This window comes from Streptomyces albus subsp. albus (assembly GCF_000725885.1).
Taxonomy (GTDB): Bacteria; Actinomycetota; Actinomycetes; order Streptomycetales; family Streptomycetaceae; genus Streptomyces; species Streptomyces albus.
The window spans coordinates 152,961-177,397 of sequence record NZ_JODR01000009.1; the positions used below are offsets into that span (position 1 = coordinate 152,961).

21 protein-coding genes are annotated in these 24,437 nt (G+C 72.9%); 9 read left to right on the plus strand and 12 right to left on the minus strand.

Annotated elements, in window-relative coordinates:
• Nucleotides 1-79: 79 nt before the first annotated feature.
• Nucleotides 80-2,977, plus strand: a complete 2,898-nt coding sequence (locus IO40_RS0111800) for a DEAD/DEAH box helicase (protein ID WP_425264239.1) — start codon at nucleotides 80-82, stop codon at nucleotides 2,975-2,977.
• A 52-nt stretch (nucleotides 2,978-3,029) separates the two neighbouring features.
• Here the strand turns inward: IO40_RS0111800 and IO40_RS0111805 are convergent, their stop codons facing one another.
• From IO40_RS0111805 to ssd, 7 genes are all read right to left on the minus strand, one after another.
• Complete coding sequence (locus IO40_RS0111805) at nucleotides 3,030-3,461, minus strand: Rv3654c family TadE-like protein (RefSeq protein ID WP_031032147.1); 432 nt, start codon at nucleotides 3,459-3,461, stop codon at nucleotides 3,030-3,032.
• Complete coding sequence (locus IO40_RS33455) at nucleotides 3,458-3,808, minus strand: TadE family type IV pilus minor pilin (protein WP_016473003.1); 351 nt, start codon at nucleotides 3,806-3,808, stop codon at nucleotides 3,458-3,460. Before IO40_RS33455 ends, IO40_RS0111805 begins: the two co-directional genes overlap by 4 nt.
• Before the next feature lie 127 nt (nucleotides 3,809-3,935).
• Complete coding sequence (locus IO40_RS0111815) at nucleotides 3,936-4,142, minus strand: DUF4244 domain-containing protein (RefSeq protein WP_030407669.1); 207 nt, start codon at nucleotides 4,140-4,142, stop codon at nucleotides 3,936-3,938.
• 138 nt (nucleotides 4,143-4,280) lie between these two features.
• Entirely contained in the window at nucleotides 4,281-5,141 is an 861-nt protein-coding gene (locus IO40_RS0111820) for a type II secretion system F family protein (protein ID WP_016473023.1), read from the minus strand.
• Nucleotides 5,138-6,130: a type II secretion system F family protein gene (locus IO40_RS0111825; protein ID WP_016473024.1), complete on the minus strand. Its 993-nt coding sequence runs from the start codon at nucleotides 6,128-6,130 to the stop codon at nucleotides 5,138-5,140. The genes IO40_RS0111820 and IO40_RS0111825 overlap by 4 nt, the downstream gene beginning before the upstream one ends.
• Nucleotides 6,127-7,518: a TadA family conjugal transfer-associated ATPase gene (locus tag IO40_RS33460; RefSeq protein ID WP_016473025.1), complete on the minus strand. Its 1,392-nt coding sequence runs from the start codon at nucleotides 7,516-7,518 to the stop codon at nucleotides 6,127-6,129. Before IO40_RS33460 ends, IO40_RS0111825 begins: the two co-directional genes overlap by 4 nt.
• Nucleotides 7,515-8,672: a septum site-determining protein Ssd gene (gene ssd, locus IO40_RS0111835; RefSeq protein ID WP_016473026.1), complete on the minus strand. Its 1,158-nt coding sequence runs from the start codon at nucleotides 8,670-8,672 to the stop codon at nucleotides 7,515-7,517. The genes IO40_RS33460 and ssd overlap by 4 nt, the downstream gene beginning before the upstream one ends.
• Nucleotides 8,673-9,124: 452 nt before the next feature.
• Here ssd and IO40_RS0111840 point away from each other — a divergent pair, with 452 nt between their 5' ends.
• Nucleotides 9,125-9,979 (plus strand): HAD family hydrolase, encoded by an 855-nt coding sequence (locus IO40_RS0111840; protein ID WP_016473027.1) that lies wholly within the window; start codon nucleotides 9,125-9,127, stop codon nucleotides 9,977-9,979.
• A 404-nt stretch (nucleotides 9,980-10,383) separates the two neighbouring features.
• Here IO40_RS0111840 and IO40_RS0111845 read toward each other — a convergent pair whose 3' ends face one another.
• Nucleotides 10,384-11,247, minus strand: coding sequence for a Fic family protein (locus tag IO40_RS0111845; protein ID WP_016473029.1), 864 nt, complete (start codon nucleotides 11,245-11,247; stop codon nucleotides 10,384-10,386).
• Between the two features lie 106 nt (nucleotides 11,248-11,353).
• Between IO40_RS0111845 and IO40_RS0111850 the strand changes: the two genes are divergently transcribed.
• A complete protein-coding gene (locus tag IO40_RS0111850; protein ID WP_016473030.1) occupies nucleotides 11,354-12,367 on the plus strand; it encodes an ATP-binding protein in 1,014 nt (337 codons plus the stop codon).
• Between the two features lie 108 nt (nucleotides 12,368-12,475).
• On the opposite strand, the gene IO40_RS0111855 is transcribed toward IO40_RS0111850, so the two are convergent.
• Nucleotides 12,476-13,702, minus strand: coding sequence for a polysaccharide deacetylase family protein (locus IO40_RS0111855; protein ID WP_016473031.1), 1,227 nt, complete (start codon nucleotides 13,700-13,702; stop codon nucleotides 12,476-12,478).
• A gap of 556 nt (nucleotides 13,703-14,258) precedes the next feature.
• On the opposite strand from IO40_RS0111855, the gene acs reads away from it, so the two are divergent.
• The 5 genes from acs to IO40_RS0111880 all read left to right on the plus strand — a co-directional run bounded on the left by acs (nucleotide 14,259) and on the right by IO40_RS0111880 (nucleotide 19,762).
• Nucleotides 14,259-16,223, plus strand: coding sequence for an acetate--CoA ligase (acs, locus tag IO40_RS0111860; protein ID WP_016473032.1), 1,965 nt, complete (start codon nucleotides 14,259-14,261; stop codon nucleotides 16,221-16,223).
• A 184-nt stretch (nucleotides 16,224-16,407) separates the two neighbouring features.
• On the plus strand, nucleotides 16,408-17,934 hold the full coding sequence (nhaA, locus tag IO40_RS0111865; RefSeq protein ID WP_031175382.1) for a Na+/H+ antiporter NhaA: 1,527 nt from the start codon (nucleotides 16,408-16,410) through the stop codon (nucleotides 17,932-17,934).
• Nucleotides 17,935-18,038: 104 nt separating this feature from the next.
• A complete protein-coding gene (locus IO40_RS0111870; RefSeq protein WP_016473034.1) occupies nucleotides 18,039-18,509 on the plus strand; it encodes a phage holin family protein in 471 nt (156 codons plus the stop codon).
• Entirely contained in the window at nucleotides 18,506-19,441 is a 936-nt protein-coding gene (locus IO40_RS0111875; RefSeq protein ID WP_016473035.1) for an alpha/beta fold hydrolase, read from the plus strand. The genes IO40_RS0111870 and IO40_RS0111875 overlap by 4 nt, the downstream gene beginning before the upstream one ends.
• A 132-nt stretch (nucleotides 19,442-19,573) precedes the next feature.
• Entirely contained in the window at nucleotides 19,574-19,762 is a 189-nt protein-coding gene (locus tag IO40_RS0111880) for a hypothetical protein (RefSeq protein ID WP_016473036.1), read from the plus strand.
• Nucleotides 19,763-19,941: 179 nt separating this feature from the next.
• On the opposite strand, the gene IO40_RS0111885 is transcribed toward IO40_RS0111880, so the two are convergent.
• The 3 genes from IO40_RS0111885 to nth form a co-directional block, all read right to left on the minus strand.
• Nucleotides 19,942-21,144 (minus strand): MarP family serine protease, encoded by a 1,203-nt coding sequence (locus tag IO40_RS0111885; RefSeq protein ID WP_016473037.1) that lies wholly within the window; start codon nucleotides 21,142-21,144, stop codon nucleotides 19,942-19,944.
• Nucleotides 21,145-21,391: 247 nt separating this feature from the next.
• Nucleotides 21,392-22,060 carry an NUDIX hydrolase gene (locus IO40_RS0111890; protein ID WP_031175383.1) on the minus strand — a complete coding sequence of 223 codons (669 nt, stop codon included), beginning with the start codon at nucleotides 22,058-22,060 and terminating at the stop codon, nucleotides 21,392-21,394.
• A gap of 161 nt (nucleotides 22,061-22,221) precedes the next feature.
• Nucleotides 22,222-23,463 carry an endonuclease III gene (gene nth / locus IO40_RS34815; RefSeq protein ID WP_016473039.1) on the minus strand — a complete coding sequence of 414 codons (1,242 nt, stop codon included), beginning with the start codon at nucleotides 23,461-23,463 and terminating at the stop codon, nucleotides 22,222-22,224.
• A gap of 265 nt (nucleotides 23,464-23,728) precedes the next feature.
• Here nth and IO40_RS0111900 point away from each other — a divergent pair, with 265 nt between their 5' ends.
• Nucleotides 23,729-24,403 carry a Crp/Fnr family transcriptional regulator gene (locus IO40_RS0111900; protein ID WP_016473040.1) on the plus strand — a complete coding sequence of 225 codons (675 nt, stop codon included), beginning with the start codon at nucleotides 23,729-23,731 and terminating at the stop codon, nucleotides 24,401-24,403.
• Nucleotides 24,404-24,437: the final 34 nt, after the last annotated feature.

Below are 24,437 nucleotides of genomic sequence, written 5' to 3' on the forward strand. Positions count from 1 at the left end.
GGCATTCAATCACTTACCAGCCAGCGAGGACGACGCCTTGCGGCCATTGTCCGCCTCGCCAGTGACACACTCGGTACCGATGGCCAACGAACAGCACACCCGGTCCGCGAGCGTACGCCCGCGAGCCGAGCACGACCGCTCGGCTCCCCACGGCGACCCTCGCGATGTGCTCGCTCGTCTCACCGGGGGGACGGACCGCGCCGGGCGTGTCACCCATACCGAGCACTTGCCCCCGCGAAACGGTCGCCATGCGCATTGGCCCGACCGGATCCGGCCGGAAGTGATCGAGGCCGTACGCCGAACGGGCATCGAGCGCCCCTGGGAGCACCAGGCCCGCGCCGCCGCACACGCCCTCGCCGGCGACTCCGTGATCATCGCAACGGGCACCGCCTCCGGCAAATCCCTCTCCTACCTCGTCCCCGTCCTCAGCACCCTCCTGGACGGTTCCGAGGCCCCCAACGGCCGCGGCGCCACCGCGCTCTACCTGGCCCCCACCAAGGCCCTCGCCGCCGACCAGCGGCGAGCCGTGGCCGGCCTGGCCGCCCCGCTCGGCACCGCCGTACGCCCCGCCGTCTTCGACGGGGACACCCCCGTCGAAGAACGCGAATGGGTGCGGCTGTACGCCAACTACGTCCTCACCAACCCCGACATGCTCCACCGCAGCCTGCTGCCCGGCCACGCCCGGTGGTCCTCCTTCCTGCGCGCGCTGCGCTACGTCGTCATCGACGAGTGCCACACCTACCGCGGCGTCTTCGGCTCCCACGTCGCCCAGGTGCTGCGACGGCTGCGGCGGGTGTGCGCCCGCTACGGCGCCGAACCCGTCTTCCTGCTCGCCTCCGCCACCGCCGCCACGCCGGGCGAGGGCGCGGCCCGCCTCACCGGCATACGGCCCGTCGAGATCACCGAGGACACCTCCCCGCGCGGCGAGACCGTCTTCGCCCTGTGGGAGCCGCCGCTGACCGAGTACGAGGGCGAACGCGGCGCACCCGTACGCCGCACGGCCACCGCCGAGGCCGCCGAACTCCTCACGGATCTCGCCCTCGACGGGGTACGCACCGTCGCCTTCGTCCGCTCCCGCCGGGGCGCCGAGTTGATCTCCCTCATCGCCCAGGACCGCCTCGCCGGCATCCCCGCCCCCCGCATCCCGGGAGCGCACCCGGACACGGCCCCGCACCCCGGCCCGCCCCCGGCGCCGGACCCGTGGGCGGCGCACGAGACGGATGTGATCCCACCCACGGGAGCAGCACCGGACGCGGGTGAGGAGCCGAGGGCGGTTGCCGGCCCCGGCCCGGGTATTGCGCCGGGCGCGGTTACGGGCCCCGGCACGGGCGTGAGGCCGGACACGGGTGCGGAGCCGGGCAAGGGCGTGAGGCCGGACGCGGGTGTCGAGCCGGACACGGGCGTGGAGCCGGGCAAGGGCGTCGGGCCGGACCCGGGCGTGCCGGCCGACACGGGCGTGCTGACGGACATCGGCGTGACGACGAACATCGGCGTGATGACGGACACGCACGTCGGGTCGGGCAGCCACGCGGAGCCAGGCACCGGCGTGGGGTCCGAGGGGGCTCCCCCCACCGGGGCGACGGGCCCCAACCTGGCGGGGCGTGGGGCGCCGGAAGGTGCCGTGCCCGGGGCCGGCCGGCGCGGCGGGCTCTCGTCGCGGATCGCCGCCTACCGTGGCGGCTATCTGCCCGAGGAGCGCCGCGCCCTGGAGCGCGCCCTGCACAGCGGGGAGCTGCTCGGGCTCGCGGCCACCAACGCGCTGGAACTCGGCATCGACATCTCGGGCCTGGACGCGGTCCTCATCACCGGATACCCGGGCACCCGCGCCTCCCTCTGGCAGCAGGCGGGCCGCGCCGGGCGGGCCGGGCAGGGCGCCCTCGTCGTACTGATCGCCCGCGACGAGCCGCTGGACACCTATCTCGTCCACCACCCCGAATCCATCTTCGCCACCCCCGTCGAGTCGACCGTCCTGGACCCGCACAACCCCTACGTGCTTGCTCCTCATCTGTGTGCAGCCGCAGCCGAGATCCCGCTCACCGAGGCCGACTTCGACCTCTTCGGCCCGGAGACCGGCTCTCTCCTGCGCAAGCTGGAAGAGCGCAAGCTGCTGCGCCGCCGCAGTACCGGCTGGCACTGGACCCGCAAGGAGCGTGCCGCCGACCTCACCGACATCCGCGGCAGCGGCGGCCGGCCGGTACAGGTCGTCGAGGCGGACACGGGCCGGCTCCTCGGCACGGTGGACGCCGCCGCGGCGCACACGACCGTCCACGAGGGCGCCGTCCACCTGCACCAGGGCCGCACCTATGTGGTGCGCCAGCTCGACCTGGAGGACTCCGCCGCGCTCGTGGAGGAGGCCAGCCCGCCGTGGACGACCATGGCGCGCGACACCACCTCCCTCGCCGTTCTGGACACCGAGGCGGAGGTCGCCTGGGGACAGGCGCGGCTGTGCTTCGGCTCCGTCGAGGTGACCAACCAGGTCGTCTCCTATCTGCGCCGTCGGTTGATCACCGGCGAGGTCCTCGGGGAGTCCAAACTGGACCTGCCGCCGCGCACGCTGCGGACCCGCGCCGTGTGGTGGACCGTCACCGAGGACCAGCTCGACGCCGCCCGCATCACGCCCGAGATCCTGGCGGGCTCCCTGCACGCCGCCGAGCACGCCGCCATCGGCATCCTGCCGCTGTTCGCCACGTGCGACCGCTGGGACATCGGCGGGGTCTCCATCGCCCTGCATCCCGACACCCTCCTTCCCACCGTCTTCGTCTACGACGGCCAGCCCGGCGGCGCGGGCTTCGCCGAGCGCGCCTTCCACACCGCCCGCGCCTGGCTGACCGCCACGCGGGATGCCATCGCCGCCTGCGAGTGCGAGGCGGGCTGCCCTTCCTGCATCCAGTCGCCCAAGTGCGGCAACGCCAACGACCCGCTCCACAAGCGCGGCGCCGTCCGCCTGCTGACGGAGCTGCTGCGCTCCGCCGAGTGACACGGCGGGCCCGCGAGCCCTGGGGGCGTTCCCGCAACGCCGTGTGGCCCTCTCACCGCAGCGCCGGGCGGCTGCCCCACCGGGAGACGCCCGCCTCCCGCGCCGTGCGCGCGGGCGGCCCTGTTCCCTGGCCGGCCGGCGCCTCGCCCAGCGGCCCCGCGCGAGCCCGGACCCGCGATGTGTACGGCCCCCAGCGCGCCTGCGCGTCCAGATCCGCGATCTCCTGCCGCACGGCGCACCGGACGATGCGGGCGCCCTGGGCCCGCGCCACCTGGCGGGCCGCGGCACAGGCCCGGGTCCGGCCCTCCAGCGCTCTGTCGGCCGCCGCGAGTGCCGCCAGGTCCGCCGCCGCTCCCGCACGGTGGCGGACGTGCACTGCCTGGCCGTAACCCAGGACCGCGCCGAACACCCCGCACAGCACCACCGCGGCCAGGGCCGCCCACACCGACGCCGATCCCCGGTCGTCGCACAGCCCCCTTCTCATCCGCCTTCCTCCTTCCCCCGTTCCTCGGGGAGGGGCGCCGCCTCGGCCATCGCCACCGCCTCGGAGCGCAGCTCCAGCGTCAGCGGCCCGGGACCGGCCGTGCGGGCGCGCACCGCGACCCGCACCAGCTCCCCCTCCCTCGTCACTTCCAGCCGGGCACCGGACGGGGCGGCCGACCGCACGGCACCCGACACACCGTCCGGCGTCTCGCCGCGTGCCGCCGCCCGGGCCCCGGCCCGGGCCGCGTCCACGCACTGGATGCGGGTCACCGCGGCCATCAGCCCCCACAGCAGGCCGGCCACCAGCAGCACCAGTGCCGGGATCACCACGGCGCTCTCCGCGGTCACATAGCCCGCGCTCCAGTCCCTGTGCCGCCACGACCGTGCCCCGCACGGCATCCGGTGCCGCACCCCGCGCGACCGCTCGTCCGGCCGTGCCCCGCGAGGGGCCGCCCGGTGCCGGGAGCGGTCGCGCTCAGAACGAGCCACGGAGTGCCCGTTCGATGAGCTGCTGCATCTGCGCTCCCACAGGACCGCTGTTGACGACCTTGTAGAGCACCGCCGCCAGCGCGACCGCCGCCAGCGTGCCGATCGCGTACTCGGCTGTGCTCATACCCCGGTCCCCGCGCGGCTTCCGCGCCGCCAGCGCCCTCTTCCACAGCCTGCGCACCTTCTCCGACATCCTTCGTCCCTCCCTGTTCCGGACCGCCGTGCCTCGTACGTGCGTCGTCGTGCGGTCGTTTTCATGCGGTCGTTGTCGTGCAGTCGTCGTGTGGTGCGTGCCGTCCCCGGCGGGCCCCGCTGCGCAGCCCCGCGCGGCTCACCACAAGGAGCGGGCCAGCCCCAGCAGCACGGGGGCCACTCCCAGGGCCAGGAAGGCCGGCAGGAAACAGAGCCCCAGCGGGCCGGTGACCAGGACGGCCGCCCGTCTCGCCCGGGTGTTCGCCGCCCGTGCCCGCCTGCGGCGCAGTTCCGCCGCCAGTCGTGTCACGGCCTCCACCGCCGGCACCCCGGCCACGCCCGCCCGCTCCATGCACCGGGCGAACTCCACTCCCCAGGGGCGCTGCGCGAACCCGCCCCACACCGAGGCCGCTTCGGCACCGAGCCGCAGTTCCGTGGCGGCCAGTACGAGCCGCTCCCCCAGCGGACCGCCCACCGAGCCGCCCACGGCCTCCGCCGCCCGCTCCGGTCCGGCACCGGCCGCCAGGCAGGCCGCCATCAGCTCCGCCGCCAGCGGCAGTTGGGCCTCGGCGGTCCGCTCCTCCGCGTCGGCCGCGCCCTCCCCGGCCTCCTGCTCCCTCCTGTGCCGCAGCCAGCGCCGCGTCCCGAAGGCAGCCGCGCCGCCCACGAGCCACCCCGCGGAGCCCCCGATGAGCGTGACGGCCACGATCCCTGCGCCCGCCGCACCGATCCCCTCGCGTACCCGTGCGGTGCCCATGGCCTCCCGCAGGCGGGTGCCGGGAAAGTGGCGGCCCTCCCCTGCCGAGCCCGGTTTCCTTCCGCGCCCCCTCTCTCCGTGCTCCTCCGCACCGCACACCAGGCGCGCCCGCTGCCGCGCTTCCCTCTCCCGCCGCGCCATCACCACCGTCGCGGCGACGCAGCCTGCCGCTCCCAGTACCGCCAGGGTCACCGGAAGCCATGTCCACAGCCTGGGGACAACGCCCGCCCACAGCTCGTTCACCGCTGTCCGCTCCTCACGGGCGTGCGGGGCCGGTGCCACGGCTCGGGCATCCGGCCCGCCGGCTTCGCCAGACCGGGGCCTTCGGCCGCGCCGACGATCCGGGCGACCCAGACGAGCCCCGCCCACTCCAGGACGAGCCCGGTCACCAGGCAGGCGAGCCCGGCCGGGGTGTGCAGCAGGATGTGCAGAGGGTCGGCCTCCATCGCGCCGCCCAGCACCAGCCCGACAGCCGGGAGCAGGGCGAGCGCCAGTGCGGTGGAGCGTGGGCCGGCCAGTTGGGCGTCCAGCTCTTCCCGCTGTTCCCGGTGGGAGCGCAGGGAGGCGGCGACGCGCTCCAGTCCTTCGGCGAGCCCGGCTCCTCCGTCGACCGCCACCCGCCAGCAGGCGGCGGCTCCGGCGAGCCCTTCGGCGCCCGGCAGTGCGGCGGTCTGCCGCAGCGCATCGGGTACGTCGCCCCCGAACCGTGCCGCCGCGAGCACCGCCGCTCCCGCCTGGCCGAAGGACCGCGTCACCGCACGGTCGAGGGCGAGTAGTGCTCCGTCTGGCTGTCTGCCGGCCCGCAACTCGCCCGCGACAGCCGTGCACAGCTCCACTGCGGCGGCTTCCCGCCGGCGTGCCGCACGCAGCGCCTCCCGGCGCCGCAGCTTGCGGCGTACGACGGGCACGGCCACAAACCCGGCGGCCAGGGGGATCCAGGACCGGCCCAGCAGGGCGAGCGACAGGGCGGCGGGCAGGCACCACCAGGCCCGTCCGAACCGCTCGGTGACCCGGGCTCGCACGGCTGCCGAGAACTGCCGCCACCAGCGTGGTGGCTCGAAGCCCCGCCGTCCGGTGACCGCACCGCCCCCGGCGAGCAGCAGCCTGGCCCGTCGTGCGCCGTCCCTCCGTCCTGGCGGCAGCCAGGCCGCTGCCAAGGCGCACATCAGCACGGCGCAGGCCGCCCACACGGGGAAGGGCGGGGCGCTGTCGGGCGTGAACATCGGCGTCATCCCCCGCTCCCCACCGCACCACCGGCCTGGCGCTGTTCCGGCTGTGCTCGGCAGGGGCTCCCTGTCCCGGCGGCCGGCCCGCCGGGGCTGCCGCCTGTGCCGTCCCCGTGCCCCGGTGAGCGGCTCAGGCACAAGCGGCGCAGCCGCTCCCAGCCGCGTTCACGGACGAAGCCGACCGTCGCCGCGCCGTGCTCCCGTGCGGCCCCCGGGCCGTCCCACACGGCGGCGGGCACGGTCGTCACCAGTCCGGCCGCGTCCCGCTCCAGGACGTGGATCTGGGCGATCCGCCGCCTCCCGTCGCGCCCGCGCACCAGGTGCACGATCACATCGAGTGCCGCCGCGAGCTGGCTGTGCAGCGCCGCGCGGTCGAGTCCGGCGGTGGTACCCAGGGCCTCCAGCCGGGCCGGGACGTCGGCGGCGGCGTTGGCGTGCACCGTGCCGCACCCGCCTTCGTGGCCGGTGTTGAGCGCGGCGAGCAGATCGGTGACTTCCGCACCTCTGACCTCGCCGACGACGAGCCTGTCCGGTCGCATGCGCAGCGCCTGCCGCACCAGGTCGCGCAGCGCGACTCGGCCCACGCCCTCCTGGTTGGCGGGGCGTGCCTCCAGCCGTACGACGTGCGGGTGGTCGGGGCGCAGCTCGGCGGAGTCCTCGGCCAGGACGATGCGCTCGTCGTGGCCGACCAGACCGAGCAGGGTGGACAGCAAAGTGGTCTTGCCGGAGCCGGTGCCGCCACTGACGAGGAAGGAGAGACGGGCCTCCACTACGGCTCGCAGCAGCCGCTCGCCGCCGGGCGGAACCGTCCCGGCAGCCACCAGTTCGGCGAGGGAGAAGGCCCGCGGGCGTACCACGCGCAGGGACAGGCAGGTGGAACCCACCGCCACCGGGGGCAGCACGGCGTGCAGCCGGGTGCCGTCCGGGAGCCGGGCGTCGACCCAGGGGCGGGCGTCGTCGAGGCGGCGGCCGGCCGAGGTCGCCAGGCGTTGCGCGAGCCGGCGCACGGCAGCCGCGTCGCGGAAGCTGACGGCGGTGCGTTGCAGCCCGTGTCCCCGGTCGATCCACACCTGGTCCGGTGCGGTCACCAGGACGTCGGTGACCTCCGGGTCGGCGAGCAGGGGCTCCAGCGGTCCGGCGCCGACGAGCTCGGACCGCAGGGCTTCCACGACGCCGAGCACCGCACTGTCCCCCAGCAGCCGCCCTTGCGAGCGCAGCACGGCGGCGACGCGCGCCGGGGTGGGTTCGGCTCCTGTCTCGGCGAGGCTGCGGCGCACGGCGTCCAGCAGTGCCTCACCCGCGTCCGGCCCGTCGGGTGACGGGGCGGCCGGCCGCGCAAGGCGGCCCTTCCGTGTTCCGCCCGGCAGCACCGGCGCGGTCTGCTCCGGGCTCATGCGGACACTCCTCCACCGCTGAGCACGTGCTCCCAGAAGCGCCCGCAGAACCGGGCCAGTGCGCCGTCCTTGGCGGAGCCGGGCGGCAGGCCCCGGTCGATGCCCTCCAGGAGGCCGCGTTCCCACGGCAGCTCACCGGCGAGCGGCAGCCCGAGCAGCCGGGCGACGTCCGCATCGTCCAGTCCGGGTTCGTACCCGCGCTCCTGCCGGGCGCCGCCGGGTGTCCGCACCACCGCGCGCAGGTCGCGGACGGCCAGTTGCAGCCGGCCAGCGACCCGGTGGGCGGCGGCGACGGCACGCAGTTCGGCGGGGACGACGGCCAGCCCCAGATCGAGCTGGACGAGTGCTTCGGCGACGGTCTCGTCCAACTGGCGTGGCAGGTCGACGACGACCACGCCGCCGCGCCGCCGGGCAGCGCCCAGCACGGCGCGCATGGCGTCCGCCGGCACCAGGGAGAAGTCGCCCCTGTCCCAGCTGAGCAGGCTCAGGTCGTGGGGGTGGGGCAGGGATTCGGCGAGGGCGTCACCGCCGACGCGGCCCCGGGACTCGGCGAAGTCCGGCCAGCGCAGCCCCTGGGTCCGCTCGGCGCCCAGCAGCACGTCCAGTCCGCCGCCGAGGGGGTCGGCGTCGATGAGCATGGTCTGCTCCCCGGCCCGGGCGGCGGTGACGGCGAGGGCGCAGGCCAGTGTGGAGGCTCCGGCGCCGCCGCGCCCGCCGATCACGCCGACGGTGAGCGCCCTGCGGCCGACGCCTTCGACGGCGTCGGCGATCCGGCCGGTCAGCCAGCTCTCCGCGTCGGGCAGCAGGACCACGCTCTCCGCCCCGACGCGGGCGCCGCGCTCCCATACGCCCGGGTCGTCCCAGTCCCGCCCCACGAGGAGCACTCCTGGGCGGCGTGGCACCACCGGGTCCGTCTGGGGGACGCCCGGCGCGGGTGCGGCGCCGAAGCCGGTCGCGGTGGCGCAGTCGTCGCCGACCAGGACGAGGGGTGCGCGCTCCCATGCGGCGGCGCCGCTCCATGCCGCCCAGCCCGCCGCCCGCGCGGGGCCGCCGTGCGCGACCTGGGGTTCGGCGGCCCCGGCGGCTGCGCACAGTCGCAGTAGGTCATCGAGGAGGGCGTCGTCCTCGGTGACAATCAGAATGTTTTCGGCCATGCTCCGGGCCTCCCCGTCCGTTGGGCACTCGCGTCCGCAAACGGTGCGGACGCCGACGGGATTCACGGTGCAGCGAACCGGAAAAACTTGTGGATCATGGTCGAAAACTGTGGACAACCATGACGCTGTGAATAACTCGCTCACCCAAACCGGTGACTGCCGGAGAGCAGCGTAACGATTACACTCGGTTACAGCTCGGAGGAATCAGGGAGTCCGGTATCTGAAGATCGAATAGCCGGGCCGGGGATGGCGACGTCACCCGGAAATACCCCCGGACATGCGACGACCCCCGCCGGGGGGGAGAGCGGGGGTCGTCTCCACGGCCGACTCGGGGGGGGGAGGAGTCGGGCCGGGTTAGCACGGTCGCGAACGATCCGTGACTTCCATGGTGTACCCGAGAGCCTTCTCAGGCAAACCCACGCGCCACAGCTTACGCCGAATGGTGGGCGCCTATGCTCAGTGGCGTGGAAAATCTCGCGATGCCCCGCACAGCCGCCTTCTTCGATCTGGACAAGACGGTCATTGCGAAGTCGAGCACGCTGACCTTCGGCAAGTCCTTCTATCAAGGTGGCCTGATCAATCGCCGCGCAGTGCTGCGGACCGCCTACGCGCAGTTCGTATATCTCCTCGGCGGCGCCGATCACGACCAGATGGAGCGCATGCGGGAGTACCTCTCGGGGCTCGCCCGCGGCTGGGACGTCGAACAGGTCAGGGAGATCGTCGCCGAGACCATCCACGACCTCATCGACCCCATCATCTACGACGAGGCGGCGTCCCTCATCGAGAAGCACCACCTGGCCGGCCGGGACGTGGTCATCGTCTCGACCTCGGGCGCCGAGGTCGTCGAACCGATCGGCAGGATGATCGGCGCCGACCGGGTGGTGGCCACCCGGATGGTGGTCGAGGACGGCCGTTTCACCGGTGAGATCGAGTACTACGCCTACGGCCCGACCAAGGCGGAGGCCATCCGTCAGCTGGCGGAGTCCGAGGGGTACGACCTGGCGCGCTGCTACGCCTACAGCGACTCGGCCACCGACCTGCCCATGCTGGAGGCGGTCGGTCACCCGCACGCGGTCAACCCGGACCGCGCACTGCGCAAGGAAGCCCTCGCGCGGGACTGGCCCGTACTGACGTTCTCCCGTCCCGTCCGCCTCAAGCAGCGCATCCCCTCGCTGTCCATGCCGTCACGGCCCGCCCTGGCGCTGACGGCGGTCGCGGTGGGGGCGGCAGCGGCGACGGCGGGCCTCGTCTGGTTCAACAACCGCCGCCGTTCGGCCGTGCAGCCGCCCCGCTACCGCTTCTTCTGAACCTGCCGGGCGATCCGGGCCCGGACATCCCCGACGGGCCCCGACTCCCTTTCCTCGTGCGCCCGTTTCATCCCATACGCGCCTAATTGACGATAAAAGTAAAACTTGCCCCGGTAAGGGTTCCATCGGGCGGCCCGCAGGGGTACAAAGGAGTCGACGGCCCGCGAGACCGGCGGCATCCGAGAGGATCCCGTTCACGCAAGGCCCCACGGACCGGATGCATGAAAATCGGGCACCCACGCGACGCCGAGCCCGCGATGCGGCAGGTCCCACCAGGGAAGGGCACAACGACCCCCCTGATGTCCGGACACACGAAGGACGCGCGCACTGGTAACCCGGTGGACATGCCAGCGGTGGCCCCGCCCGTAGCGGCGGGGCCACCGCATTGCCGTCGGCAGGACCCGTCAGGCGGCGCCGCGCTGCAGGGCCTCACAGACGGCCGTGCTCTCCCGGGCCCCGAGCTCCACCGCGCGTCCGCAATGCGCGATCCAGCGGCTCATCCCCTCCGGCGTGCCGGAGGCGTAGTCCGCCAGGGCGGTCGTATAGCTCTCGCGGCCCAGCTCGGCGTAGCCGACCTCGGCCGGGCAGATGGCCTTCGGGTCGAGACCGCTGCCGACCAGGACGATGCGCTCGGCGGCCCGTGCGACCGGACCGTTGTACGAGCCGAAGGGACGCAGCACCTGGAGCTCGCCGTGCACCACCGCGGCCGTGACCAGCGCGGGTGCGGCACTGTCGGCGGTGAGGAGCTGGGCCAGACCGTCGAGCCGGGCGGCGACCTCGTCGGCGCCCGGCAGCTCCACGCCCAGTTCGGGCCCGGCGACGGGTTCCCCGGGGCGGCGGGGGCGGCCGACGGTCTCGTCGGGGGCCGACCCGGAGGCGGCCACCAGGTGCAGCCGGGCGAGCACACGCAGCGGTGACTGCTTCCAGATGTCGAGCAGCTGCCCGGACTCCGCCGTCACCCGCAGGGCCGCGCCGACCGTACGGGCCTCGGTCTCGCTGCCGAAGTCGCTGCGGCGGCGGACCTCCTCCAGGGCCCAGTCGGCGCCGTCCACCGCGGCGGAGGCGCGGGCCCCCCGCAAGGCGGCCTCGGCGCTCACCTCGCTGCTGCGGCGGCGCATGATCCGGTGCCCGTAGACGCGGTCCACCGAGGTGCGCACGGACTCCACGGCTTCCGGGACGCCCGGCAGCGCGGCGAGAGGGGCGAGCGGGTCGGCTGTCGGGGCCCCGGGCGCCGCGGCGCGGCCGTTGGAGCCTGCGGTGCTACTCATGCGTAAGACCCTACGCACCCGGCCGGGCGGCCCAACCCCACGATCGAGTGGTCTTCTTCACTCACATCGGCCGTTCCGGCCCGGACCGCGGCTTACGCTGTTGAACATGAAGATCGCTTTCGTAGGGAAGGGCGGCAGCGGCAAGACGACGCTGTCCTCCTTGTTCATCCGCCACCTCGCCGACCGCCGGCTCCCCGTGGTGGCCGTCGACGCCGACATCAACCAGCACCTGGGTGCCGCGCTGGGACTGGACGACGAGGAGGCCGCCGCGCTGCCCGCGATGGGGGCCCACCTGCCGCTCATCAAGGAGTACCTGCGCGGCAGCAATCCGCGGATCGCCTCCGTCGACACGATGATCAAGACGACGCCGCCCGGCGAAGGCTCCCGGCTGCTGCGGCTCCAGGAGGACAACCCGGTATACGACGCCTGTGCGCGCACGGTCACCCTCGACGGCAACGCCATCCGTCTGCTGGCCACCGGGCCGTTCACCGAGTCGGACCTGGGCGTGGCGTGCTACCACTCCAAGACCGGCGCCGTTGAACTGTGCCTGAACCATCTGGTGGACGGGCGCGAGGAGTTCATGGTCGTCGACATGACGGCCGGCAGCGACTCCTTCGCCTCCGGGATGTTCACCCGGTTCGACATGACGTTCCTGGTGGCCGAACCGACCCGCAAGGGTGTCTCCGTCTACCGGCAGTACAAGGAGTACGCCCGGGACTTCGGGGTGTCCCTCAAAGTGGTGGGAAACAAGGTGCAGAGCGAGGACGATCTCGACTTCCTGCGCGACGAGGTGGGCGACGATCTGCTGGTGACCGTGGGCCACTCCGACTGGGTGCGCGCCATGGAGAAGGGCAGGGCGCGCCCCTTCGCGGAACTGGAGGAGCCCAACTCCCGCGCGCTGCGCACACTCCACGAGGCCGCCGACGCCGCGTACGAGCAGCGGGACTGGGAGCGCTACACCCGCCAGATGGTGCACTTCCACCTGCGGAACGCCGAGAGCTGGGCGAACGCCAGGACCGGGGCGGACCTCGCCGCCCAGGTGGACCCCTCCTTCGTGCTGAGCGAGGACCTTCAGGCGGGCGTGCCGCAGCCGGCCCGGCCGACGCCTCAGCCCGCCTGAGCAGCCGCACGGCCGCACATCTGGACGCCCCGCCGGGAGGGCCCGGCGGGGCGTCCGCTCACAGGTGCGGGCCCGGCAGGGGGCGACCTTCCGTCTTCCGCCCCTCCGTCAGCCGGCCCGGACCTGCCGGCCGGTCGGTGCGAGGAAGGACTTCCAGCCGCCCGTGGGCTTCTCCCCCACCTCCAGGGTGCGCAATTTGGCCAGCACCTGCGGGTCCTGGGCGTCCAGCCAGTCGACCAGCTGCCGGAACGAGACGCAGCGGACGCCCTTTTTGCGGCAGACCGTCTTCATGACCTCCTCGACGGCGTCCATGTAGATACCGCCGTTCCAGTCCTCGAAGTGGTTACCGATGATCATCGGTGCGCGGTTGCCGTGGTAGGCCCGCTCGAAGCCCTGGAGGAGGCCGTCGCGCATCTGGCGCTGCCACTCCGGCCGCCGGTACGCGGGGCCGTCCGTGGTGCCGGACTGGTTCACCATGAAGTTGTAGTCCATCGAGAGGGTCTCGAACTGCCGCCCGGGCACCGGAACCTGCTGGAGGGGAAGGTCCCACAGCCCGTGGCGCTTGCCCGGCCACACCTGGGTGCCGTTGCCGCTGGAGTCGTAGCGGAACCCCATGCGGCTCGCCGCCTTCAGCAGATTCTCCTGGCCCTCCAGACAGGGGGTACGGCCGCCGATGAGTTCCCGTTTGTAGTCGAAGGGCAGCGCCTTGACGCCGTCCCAGCCGGTGGTCGTCTTCCAGTGCTCGACGAACCAGCGCGCCTGTCGGATCTCGCTCTTCCACTGGTCGACGGACCAGGAGTCCACACCGTTCGGCCCGCAGAAGTGACCGTTGAAGTGGGTGCCGATCTCGCTGCCGTCCAGCCATGCCCGGCGGACCTGCCGGAGGGTGGCCCTGACGTTGTCCTTGCCGAGGTAGCCGATGTCGGAGGCGCCGACGGCGTGCCCGGGCGGGGCGTATCGTTTCGCCTCCTTCTCCGGGAGCAGATAGATGCCGGAGAGGAAGTACGTCTGCGCGGCGCCGTACTTCTTGCCCGCCTTCCGGAAACGGGAGAAGAGCTTGTTGCCGTCCTCTCCTGCGCCGTCCCAGGAGAAGACGACGAACTGCGGCGGTTTCCGGCCGGGTTTCAGTTTGCGCGCGGTGGGCTGGGCGGGCTGGCGGCCGGTCAGCGAGGTCGAACCGTCGCCCAGGACTTGCGGTTTGGCCTCCGGCGCGCCCCCCTGTGCCCGTTCCGTACTCCGCGGCTGCTCGGTCGAGGAACATCCGGCGGCCAGGGACAGCGCCACTGTCGCCAGAACCGCGGTGGTGAGAGCGGGTCGTCTTCGCGTGGCTGCCATCGGCTCACCTCGTCCTCTCGCCTTGTCTCATCCGTCTCGTCCGTCTCGTCCGCCACCTCGTCCGTCGCCGGCGGTACCGGCCGGGGCGACGCCGTACGGATAAAAGTGACACGAGACGTTAATAAGACAAATAAGACAAGCGGCTTTTCAGAGCCCTTCACTCGATAGGCGGAACACCGCCCCGGGCACGGCGGACGAGAAACGAGAAGGCACTCCGGGGACCCCAGGGACGTACCAGCCCCGGGGACGGCAAGACACCGGCGGCACGAAGCACCGGGCGGCGACGAGGAGTCGACGAGGAATCAATGACCCCGGGGCGCCGGTGCCGGCGGGGTACGGGCGGGGCCGGGGCGGCGGCGCGCACGTGCCCTTTCCGTGCGGCGCGCGCGTGCCCTTTCCGTGCGGCGTGCGCGCGGCCTTTCCGTGCGGCGGGGCGGGCCCGTCACGGTCGGGCGCGACAGGTCTACACCAGTTTGCCCGACGACCCTTGTCATGGGGGTGCGGCGGCTGATGAGCTAGGGCCGGGACAGCGCACACCCCGGGAAAGGGAGATGCCGTGAGCAACGAAAGCCTGGCCAACCTGCTTCGTGAGGAGCGGAGGTTCGCCCCGCCCGCCGACCTGGCCGCGAACGCCAACGTCACGGCCGCGGCCTACGAGCAGGCGAAGGCCGACCGGCTGGGTTTCTGGGCCGAGCAGGCACGCCGTCTGAGCTGGGGCACCGAGCCGACCGAGACGTTGGACTGGTCCAACCCGCCCTTCGCCAAGTGGTTCAAGGACGGCAAGCTCAACGTCGCCTACAACTGCGTGGACCGCCACGTCGAGGCCGGCAACGGCGACCGGGTCGCCATCCACTTCGAGGGCGAGCCCGGTGACACCCGGGCGCTCACCTACGCCGACCTCAAGCGGGAGGTCTCGCAGGCGGCGAACGCGCTGACCGAGCTGGGCGTCCAGGCCGGCGACCGGGTCGCGATCTACATGCCGATGATCCCGGAGACGGTCGTCGCGATGCTGGCCTGCGCCCGTATCGGCGCCCCGCACTCGGTGGTCTTCGGCGGCTTCTCGGCGGACGCGCTCGCCACCCGTATCCAGGACGCCGACGCGCGGGTGGTCATCACCTCCGACGGCGGCTACCGCAAGGGTGCCGCATCGGCGCTCAAGCCGGCCGTGGACGAGGCGCTGACCCGCCCGGGCACCGAGAAGGTGCGCAACGTCCTGGTCGTCAGGCGCACCGGCCAGGAGGACATCTCCTGGACCGAGGGCCGCGACGTGTGGTGGCACGAACTGGTCGGCCGGCAGTCCGAGGAGCACACTCCGCAGGACTTCGACGCCGAGCACCCGCTGTTCATCCTCTACACCTCGGGCACCACCGGCAAGCCGAAGGGCATCCTGCACACCACCGGCGGCTACCTCACCCAGGCCGCGTACACCCACCACGCGGTCTTCGACCTCAAGCCGGAGAGCGACGTCTTCTGGTGCACCGCCGACGTCGGCTGGGTGACGGGGCACTCGTACATCGTCTACGGCCCGCTGGCCAACGGTGCCACCGAGGTGCTGTACGAGGGGACGCCGGACTCGCCGCACAAGGGCCGCTGGTGGGAGATCGTGCAGAAGTACGGCGTGACGATCCTCTACACCGCGCCGACCGCGATCCGCGCCTGCATGAAGTGGGGCGACGACATCCCGGCGAAGTTCGACCTGTCGTCGCTGCGCATCCTCGGTTCGGTGGGTGAGCCGATCAACCCGGAGGCGTGGATGTGGTACAGGCACCACATCGGTGCCGACCGCACTCCGGTGGTGGACACCTGGTGGCAGACCGAGACCGGCTCCATCATGATCAGCCCGCTGCCGGGGGTGACCGAGGCCAAGCCTGGCTCCGCACAGGTGCCGCTGCCCGGCATCTCGGCGACGGTGGTGGACGACGAGGCCAACGAGGTGCCCAACGGCGCCGGCGGCTATCTGGTGCTGACGGAGCCGTGGCCGTCGATGCTGCGCACCATCTGGGGTGACGACCAGCGGTTCCTGGACACGTACTGGTCGCGCTTCGAGGGCCGGTACTTCGCGGGCGACGGTGCCAAGAAGGACGACGACGGTGATGTGTGGCTGCTGGGCCGGGTGGACGATGTGATGCTCGTCTCCGGGCACAACATCTCCACCACCGAGGTGGAGTCCGCCCTGGTCTCGCACCCGAAGGTCGCGGAAGCGGCGGTCGTGGGCGCCACGGACCCGCAGACGACGCAGGCCATCTGCGCGTTCGTCATCCTGCGCGGCGGCGCCGCCGAGGACGAGCAGCTGGTGGAGGAGCTGCGCGCCCATGTGGCCAAGCAGCTGGGCCCGATCGCCAAGCCGAAGCGCATCCTGCCGGTCGCCGAGCTGCCCAAGACCCGCTCCGGGAAGATCATGCGCCGGCTGCTGCGGGACGTCGCGGAGAACCGGACGCTGGGCGACACCCAGACCCTGACCGACTCCTCGGTGATGGAGCTGATCCAGGCGAAGCTGCCGAGCGCGCCGAGCGAGGACTGAGCCACTGAGCCGGAAAGAGGGGGCGCCCGGGCCGGGCGCCCCCTCGCCCGTGTTGGTTACCCTGGCAACGGCGCGTAAAGAATGTGCCAAGACCTGGGGCGAGCCGGGAAGTCTGGTCGGCACACACCACAGGTGTGTCCACGCACACACCCGCAGTGTGTCCGCCACCTTCCCGGAGGCCGTCATGACGCCGCAGCACAGCCCCCCGCCGCACGAGCCGAACCCGTCCCCGGCCCCGCGCAACGCGCCCCCGGCCGGGCACCAGGCCGAAGAGCAGGCCGAGAGCCGGACACCGCCCGGGCACGGGGCGCCCACTTCCGAGCGCACGCCGCGCCGCTCCGTCTTCCTGGGCCGGCTGCCACTGGGCGAGCGGACGTTCCTCGCCGACGCGCTGCGCACCGAGACGGTCGGCGGCACCCTCCTGCTGGCCGCCGCGGTCCTCGCGCTGCTGCTGGCCAACACCGGCGCGAGTGGCTTCTACGAGAGCCTCCGGGACTTCCACCTCGGCCCCGAGGCGCTGCACCTGCGGCTGTCGGTCGCGGACTGGGCCAAGGACGGGCTGCTGACCGTCTTCTTCTTCGTCGCCGGGATCGAACTCAAACGCGAGCTGGTCGCGGGCGAACTGCGCGACCCGCGGGCCGCCGCGCTGCCGATCGTCTCGGCGGCGTGCGGTATGGCCGTCCCGGCGGCGATCTACGCCGTCGCCGCCGCGGCCGGCGGCGGTGACCTGCGCGGCTGGGCGATACCCATGGCGACGGACATAGCCTTCGCGCTCGGTGTGCTGGCCGTGCTCGGCACCGGGCTGCCCTCCTCGCTGCGGGCATTCCTGCTCACCCTCGCCGTGGTGGACGACCTGGGCGCCATCGTGATCATCGCCGTCTTCTACTCGGCGGGCATCAGCCTCGGCGCGCTGGCCGGTGCCGTCGCGGGGCTGGCGGTGTTCTGGTTCCTGCACCACAAGGGGGTGCGCGGCTGGTACGTGTACGTCCCGCTGGCCGTCGTCGTATGGGCGCTGATGCACGCCAGCGGGGTGCACGCGACGGTGGCGGGGGTCGCGATGGGACTGATGCTGCGCTGCACCGTACGGCCCGGGGAGCACACCTCACCGGCCGCGCACATCGAACACCTGGTCAGGCCGCTGTCCGCCGGGCTGGCGGTCCCGGTGTTCGCGCTGTTCGCGGCGGGGGTCGCGGTCTCTGGCGACGCGCTGACCGGGGTGTTCACCAAGCCGGAGACGCTGGGTGTGGTGCTCGGGCTGCTGGCGGGCAAGACGCTCGGCGTCTTCGGCGGGGCCTGGGCGGCGGCACGTTTCACCAAGGCCGAACTGAACCGGGAGCTGGCCTGGGCGGACGTGCTGGCCGTCGCCACCCTGTCCGGGATCGGATTCACCGTTTCGCTGCTGATCAGCGAGCTGGCGTTCGGCAGCGGGACGGCCCTCGCCGACGAGGCGAAGGCAGCCGTGCTGACGGGCTCGCTGCTGGCCGCCGTCCTCGCCGGGGTGCTGCTGAAGCTGCGTGCCCGCAAGCACCGTTCGCTCGTGGAGGCCGAGGACCGCGACGAGGACGGCGACGGCGTCCCGGACGTCTACGAGGAGCACGACCCCGCGTTCCACCTGCGCATGGCGGCGCTGTACGAAGCGAAGGCCGCGGAGCACCGCAGGCTCGCCGAGGTGGCCCAAGGCCACGACGTGACGGACGATGGTCCGGCATGATCTGAGCCTGCCGGCATGTTGACCGGCCGGTAATCCGGGCACCAGAGCCCGGAAGCCCAGCCCGCACCGCCGCGGGCCCGAACGATGGCAAGGGAGTAACAGCGATGAGCGCAGCCGACGACGGCCGCAGCCTCGGCCAGTTGGTCGCGGCGGCCACTGCCGAGATGTCCGCGCTGGTGCACGACGAGATCGCGTTGGCCAAGGCCGAACTGCGGCAGGACGTCAAGCGCGGGGTGATGGGCAGCGGCGCCGCCCTGATCGCCGGCGTCTTCCTGCTCTTCGCGCTGCCGGTGCTCAGTTTCGCCGCCGCCTACGGCATCCACAACCTGGGGCTCGGGCTCGCATGGTCGTTCCTGATCGTGGGCGGCGCCTTCATCGTGCTCGCGCTGATCCTGCTGCTGGCGGCGCTGGCGAAGTTCAAGAAGGTCGCCAAGAGCAAGAGCGCGCAGAAGTCGATGGCCTCCGCCAAGCAGAGCGCGTCCGTCCTCTCGCACGCCAGGCCCCACCCCCGTGCGGCGGAGAACGGAGGGAAAGGGCAACCGCAGCCGGAGGGTGTGACACGCTCGTCCGTATGACGCTCGCAGACAGTCCCGCGGCCGTGATCCGGCCCGAGGGCCCCTGGACACACCGGGACGTGGCCGCCAACGGGGCGCGGTTCCACATCGCCGAGATGGGCGAGGGACCGCTGGTGCTGCTCGTGCACGGTTTCCCGCAGTACTGGTGGGCGTGGCGGCACCAGTTGCCGGCGCTGGCGGACGCCGGTTACCGCGCCGTCGCCATGGATCTGCGCGGGGTGGGCGGCAGCGACCGTACGCCGCGCGGCTACGACCCGGCCAACCTCGCGCTCGATGTGACCGGTGTCATCCGCTCCCTGGGGGAGCCCGACGCGGCGCTGGTCGGACATGATCTGGGCGGCTACCTGGCGTGGACGGCGGCGGTGATGCGGCCCAAGCTGATCCGCCGGCTGGCGGTCGTCTCGATGCCGCACCCGCGCCGCTGGCGGGCGGCCATGCTCGCCGACGTACGGCAGACGGCGGCCAGCTCCCACATCTGGGGCTTCCAGCGGCCGTGGATACCGGAACGTCAGCTCGTGGCCGACGAGGGCGCCTTGGTGGGGCGGCTCATCCGGGAGTGGGCCGGGCCCAAGCTGGCCGGGCCGCAGGAGGACGCCGCTGTCGAGAACTACCGGCGTGCGATGTGCGTGCCCTCCACGGCGCACTGCTCGGTGGAGCCGTACCGGTGGCTGGTGCGGTCGCTGGCACGGCCGGACGGCCTCCAGTTCTACCGCAGGATGAAGCGCCCGGTGCGGGTGCCGACGCTGCATCTGCACGGCTCGCTCGATCCGGTGGCGCGGACCCGCAGCGCGGCCGGCTCCGGGGAGTACGTCGAGGCCCCGTACCGCTGGCGGCTCTTCGACGGGCTGGGGCACTGGCCGCACGAGGAGGATCCGGCGGCCTTCACCAGCGAGCTGGTGCACTGGCTCGGCGATCCGGAACCGGACCGCTGAGCACCGCTCCCCCGCCGCGCCCTCGACCCGCTGTTCACCCGAGCCGTTCGTCCGAACATGTGCCCACCGCATAGGCCGAACGAGGGGCCCGTGGGCGATTACTGACCATGAGGCAGGGGCAGGGACCCCGGTATGGGCTTGACGCACGACTTCCGTGACGTGGCACGTGACCGCGGTCGTTCGAGGGACCCGCGCGGACAGGCGTCCCCGCGCGCCGCCCGGCCGCACCCCGCCGACGCGGACGCCGAACTGGACATCCCGCGCATCCTCCGCCGCCGCGCGCGCTGGGTCGGCGCGAGACTCCGGCACGCCCGCTTCTGACACGGCGAGGCCCAGCTCCGGTACGGGGAACGCCGTCTCCTGTATGGCGAGGGCGCCCGTGCCGGCACAGCGGGGACCCGCTTCCCCGTCGGTGCGTTCCGCGATCCGCCCGCCGGGCCCGGGGCGTTCCCGACGGCGCCACCGATGGTGCGCCGGGGGCCGCTTGAGAGGGCGCGGCTTCAGAGGGCGCAGCCCTGGCTGTCCACCTGGCGCTGAGCGGTGCGGCCCTTGGTGATGTCGTCGCTGATCTCGTCGAGCGTGAGCGCGTACCCGGTGCGGTCGTCGTCGAGCGACTTGGCGAACACCACGCCGGCCACCCGGCCGTCCGGCGTGAGCAGCGGCCCGCCCGAGTTGCCCTCGCGGATGAGGGCGTAGAGGGAGTAGACGTCGCGGTTGACGGTGCCCCGGTGGTAGATGTCGGGCCCGTCGTTGATGCCGATGCGGCCACGCACCCGGGCGGCGCGCACGTCGTAGCCGCCGTTTTGCGGGAAGCCCGCCACGATCGCCCCGTCGCCGCTGCCGGCTTCCCGCTCGGCGAACCGCAGCGCGGGCGCGGGCAGGCCGGGGACGTCGAGGACGGCGATGTCGCGCTTCCAGTCGTAGAGCACGACACGTGCGTCGTAGCGCTGTCCCTCACCGCCGATCTGCACCGTCGGCTCCCGCACACCGCCGACGACGTGCGCGTTCGTCATCACCTTGCCCGGTGAGAAGACGAAGCCGGTGCCCTCCAGCTCCTTGCCGCAGCTGGGCGCCGTGCCGACGACCTTGACGATGCTGTGCCTGGCCCGCTCGGCGACCGCGCTGCCCGCCAGCCGGGGGTCGGGCGGCGGCACGTCGCGGATCGGCTCGTCGGAGAACGGCGAGAAGACCTGCGGGTAGCCGTTCTTGGCCAGCACGGCGGAGAAGTCCGCGAACCAGCCGTTGGCCTGGCGCGGCATGACCCGCGAGACGCCCAGAAGAATCTTGGAGCCGCGTACTTCCCTGCCCAGCGTCGGCAAGGTGGTGACGGCCAGGGCGGAGCCGATCAGCCAGGCGACGACCAGCATCGCCAGGACGTTCACGAGCGCGCCGCCCGTCGCGTCCAGGGCCCGCGCGGGCGACCAGGTGATGTACTGCCGCAGTTTGTTGCCCAGGTGGGTGGTGAGCGCCTGGCCGACCGATGCGCACAGGATCACCACGATGACGACCCCGACCGCCATACCGGTCCCCGGCCGTTCACCCCCGGTGAGCTGGTCCCACAGCAGCGGCAGCACCAGCAGCGCGATCAGTCCGCCCCCGAGGAAGCCGACGACGGAGAGGATGCCGACGACGAAGCCCTGGCGGTAGCCGACGATCGCGAACCACACGGCTGCCACGATCAGCAGTACGTCCAGCACGTTCACCGAATCAGCCTCGCCTCGGGTTCCCTACGACAGTCCCGTCCCGCTCCACCCGGCCGCGCGGGGCGGAGCGGAAGGCGGGGAGGGACACCGTCTCATGCCCGGCGTCCTGTGCCGTCACCCGTCTCAGCCGCCCGTACGACCGGTCCGGAGACGTCCCGGTCCGGGTGGATCCGTCTCCGGCGCACCCGGCCGGACTCTCACGCGCGCCGGTCGCACGGGCCGCACGCGTGCCGGCCCAGCGGACCTCTCACGCGTGCCAGTCGAGCGGGACCCGCCGGTCGCGGTCCCAGGGGCGCTCCCACCCCGCGTAGTGCAGCAGCCGGTCGATCACACCCGCCGTGAAGCCCCACACCAGCGCCGGGCCGACGAGGAAGGCCGGACCGACGTGCCCGGCCGGGTGGACGGCCATGGCGCGGTTGGCGGGATCGGACAGTTCGGTGATCGGGACGGTGAAGACACGCGCCGTCTCGGCCGGATCGACGGGCGCCACCGGGCTGGGCGTGTGCCACCAGCCCAGCACCGGGGTGACGACGAAACCGCTGACGGGGATGTAAAGGCTGGGCAGCACGCCGAAGACCTGCACCCCGGCCGGGTCGAGGCCCGTCTCCTCCTCCGCCTCGCGCAGCGCGGCCCGCAGCCGGCCGTCGCCCTGCGGATCGCCGTCCTCCGGGTCGACGGAGCCGCCGGGGAAGGAGGGCTGCCCGGCGTGCGAGCGCAGGCTGGAGGCCCGCTGGATCAGCAGCAGCTCCGGTCCGTCGGCGCCCTCGCCGAAGAGCACCAGCACGGCCGAGGGGCGGCCCCCTCCGTCAGGCGGCGGCAGGAACCGGCTGAGCTGGCTCGCCTCCACCGTCCCGGCCGCCTCGTGCACGGGCCTCAGCCACTCCGGCAACCCCCGGCTGCTGACCTCGACGGGCACGGCGGAGGCGGCGGACTTCCCCGCGGCGTCCCCGTACCCGGGCGTCCCGTACGGGGAGTTCCCGTTCGCCTCGTCCCCGTACGCCTGGCCCCCGTACGCCTGGCCCCCGTACGCGGGCTGTCCGGCGGCGTCCCTTCCGGACGCGGTGTGGTTGCGGTCCGTCACCGGGCGGCTCCGGCTGCCTGGTCCCGGCCGGGCAGCGGCGGGGCGGGGCGCCCCGGGTAGTCGGCCGGCGGCTTGAGACGCTGCCCGGGCTGGCCGCCCATCTCGTACTTGAGCAGCTTCTTCGCCTTCTCCGGGTCCGTCTCGCCCTCACCGTACGAAGGGCACAGCTCGGCGATCGGGCAGGCGCCGCAGGCGGGCTTGCGGGAGTGGCAGATGCGGCGGCCGTGGAAGATCGTCCGGTGCGAGAACATCGTCCACTCGCTCTCCGGCAGCAGATCGTCGATCTCCTGCTCGACCTTCACGGCGTCCGTCTGCTCAGTGAGCTTCCAGCGCCGCACCAGCCGCCCGAAGTGGGTGTCCACGGTCAGCCCCGGGACGCCGAAGGCGTTGCCGAGCACGACGAACGCCGTCTTGCGGCCGACGCCCGGCAGCTTCACCAGCTCCTCGACGGTGCCCGGTACGGTGCCGCCGAAGTCGTCCCGCAGCGCGGCGGAGAGCCCCAGCAGGGATTTCGCCTTCGAACGGAAGAAACCGGTGGGCCGGATCAGCTCCTCCAGCTCCTCCGGGTCGGCCGCCGCCATGTCCTCGGGGGTCGGGTACTTGGCGAACAGGGCGGGCGTCGTCTGGTTGACGCGCAGGTCGGTGGTCTGGGCGGAGAGGACGGTCGCCACCAGCAATTCGAACGGATTCTCGAAGTCGAGTTCCGGGTGTGCGTAGTAGTAGACCTCGGCCAGCGCGTCGTTGATCCGCGCCGCCCGCTCGGCCTTCGACTCCTGCGACTCCGGCTTCGTCCCCGCCGCCTGCTTCGCGGCCGTCGCCTTCTTCGCCCCGGCCGCCCCCTTCGCCGCCGTCTTCTTGGCGGCGGTCTTGGTGGCGGCGGTCTTGGTGCCAGCGGCCTTCTTGGCGGCCGTCTTCTTGGCCGTGGTCTTCTTCGCGGTGGTCTTGGCGGCCGTCTTCTTCGTCGCCGGGGACTTCTCGGCGGCAGCCTTGGCGGCCGGGGTCTTCTCGGCGGTCTTCTCGGCCGTCGCCTTCTTCGCGGTCGCGGCCTTCTTCGTCGCGGCCGACTTGGTGAAGGCCGTCTGCGTGGCGGCGCGCTTCGCGGCGGCCTTCTCCGGCGTGGCCTTCTTCGACGCGGCGGCCTTCTTCGAGCCGGCGGTTCTCGCCGCGGTCGCTCCCGGCGCCGGCTCCTTCGCCGTCCGGCCCGTCGTCGTCGACCTGGCCGCCTGGTGTTCGCTCACAGCGGAATCCTCCGTCGCCGTCACCCGTCCAGCCCCTCTCCGTCCGTGCACTTGCCGGGGCGGTGGACACTCGGCCAGCGTAAGGGCGTTCGCCGGGATTCGTGGCCCACGCAGCCGATCCGCGGGGCCTAGCGCGCCCCGCCTTGGGTCTCACGGCACGCGTGCGTCAAACTTGTGACTGATTGCTGTGACTGATCGCATGGTTTCACCGTCCGGCATCATGGGATCCACAGACCCCATGGGCAGGTCGACAAGGAGTGAACTCGTGGACGACGTTCTACGGCGCGCCCCGCTCTTCGCGGCGCTCGATGAGGAGCAGGCCGCTGAGCTGCGTGCCTCCATGACGGAGACGACGCTTGCTCGCGGTGAGGCCCTCTTCCACGAGGGTGACCCGGGCGACCGCCTCTATGTGGTGACCGAAGGCAAGGTGAAGCTCCACCGCACCTCGCCGGACGGCCGCGAGAACATGCTCGCGGTGCTGGGTCCGGGCGAGCTGATCGGTGAGCTGTCCCTGTTCGACCCGGGCCCCCGCACGGCCACGGCCTCCGCGCTGACGGAGGTCAAGCTGCTGGGCCTGGGCCACGGTGACCTCCAGCCCTGGCTCAACGCCCGCCCCGAGGTCGCCTCGGCACTGCTGCGGGCCATCGCCCGGCGGCTGCGCCGCACCAACGACTCCATGTCCGACCTGGTCTTCTCCGACGTGCCCGGCCGTGTCGCCAAGCAGCTGCTGGACCTGTCCCGCCGGTTCGGCGTGCAGTCCGAGGAGGGCATCCACGTCGTGCACGACCTCACGCAGGAGGAGCTGGCCCAGCTGGTGGGCGCCTCCCGCGAGACGGTCAACAAGGCGCTGGCGGACTTCGCGGGCCGCGGCTGGCTGCGGCTGGAGGCCCGAGCGGTCATCCTGCTCGACATCGAGCGGCTGGCGAAGCGCTCGCGCTGACGCCTCCCGACGCCGGTGTAAGGGGCGCCCGTCC

Coding starts and splice junctions, on each gene's coding strand:
- IO40_RS0111800 (WP_425264239.1), top strand. CDS start 80: ATGGCCAACGAACAGCACACCCGGTCCGCGAGCGTACGCCCGCGAGCC.
- IO40_RS0111805 (WP_031032147.1), bottom strand. CDS start 3,461: ATGAGAAGGGGGCTGTGCGACGACCGGGGATCGGCGTCGGTGTGGGCG.
- IO40_RS0111815 (WP_030407669.1), bottom strand. CDS start 4,142: ATGTCGGAGAAGGTGCGCAGGCTGTGGAAGAGGGCGCTGGCGGCGCGG.
- IO40_RS0111825 (WP_016473024.1), bottom strand. CDS start 6,130: ATGACGCCGATGTTCACGCCCGACAGCGCCCCGCCCTTCCCCGTGTGG.
- IO40_RS33460 (WP_016473025.1), bottom strand. CDS start 7,518: ATGAGCCCGGAGCAGACCGCGCCGGTGCTGCCGGGCGGAACACGGAAG.
- ssd (WP_016473026.1), bottom strand. CDS start 8,672: ATGGCCGAAAACATTCTGATTGTCACCGAGGACGACGCCCTCCTCGAT.
- IO40_RS0111840 (WP_016473027.1), top strand. CDS start 9,125: ATGCTCAGTGGCGTGGAAAATCTCGCGATGCCCCGCACAGCCGCCTTC.
- IO40_RS0111845 (WP_016473029.1), bottom strand. CDS start 11,247: ATGAGTAGCACCGCAGGCTCCAACGGCCGCGCCGCGGCGCCCGGGGCC.
- IO40_RS0111850 (WP_016473030.1), top strand. CDS start 11,354: ATGAAGATCGCTTTCGTAGGGAAGGGCGGCAGCGGCAAGACGACGCTG.
- IO40_RS0111855 (WP_016473031.1), bottom strand. CDS start 13,702: ATGGCAGCCACGCGAAGACGACCCGCTCTCACCACCGCGGTTCTGGCG.
- nhaA (WP_031175382.1), top strand. CDS start 16,408: ATGACGCCGCAGCACAGCCCCCCGCCGCACGAGCCGAACCCGTCCCCG.
- IO40_RS0111870 (WP_016473034.1), top strand. CDS start 18,039: ATGAGCGCAGCCGACGACGGCCGCAGCCTCGGCCAGTTGGTCGCGGCG.
- IO40_RS0111875 (WP_016473035.1), top strand. CDS start 18,506: ATGACGCTCGCAGACAGTCCCGCGGCCGTGATCCGGCCCGAGGGCCCC.
- IO40_RS0111880 (WP_016473036.1), top strand. CDS start 19,574: ATGGGCTTGACGCACGACTTCCGTGACGTGGCACGTGACCGCGGTCGT.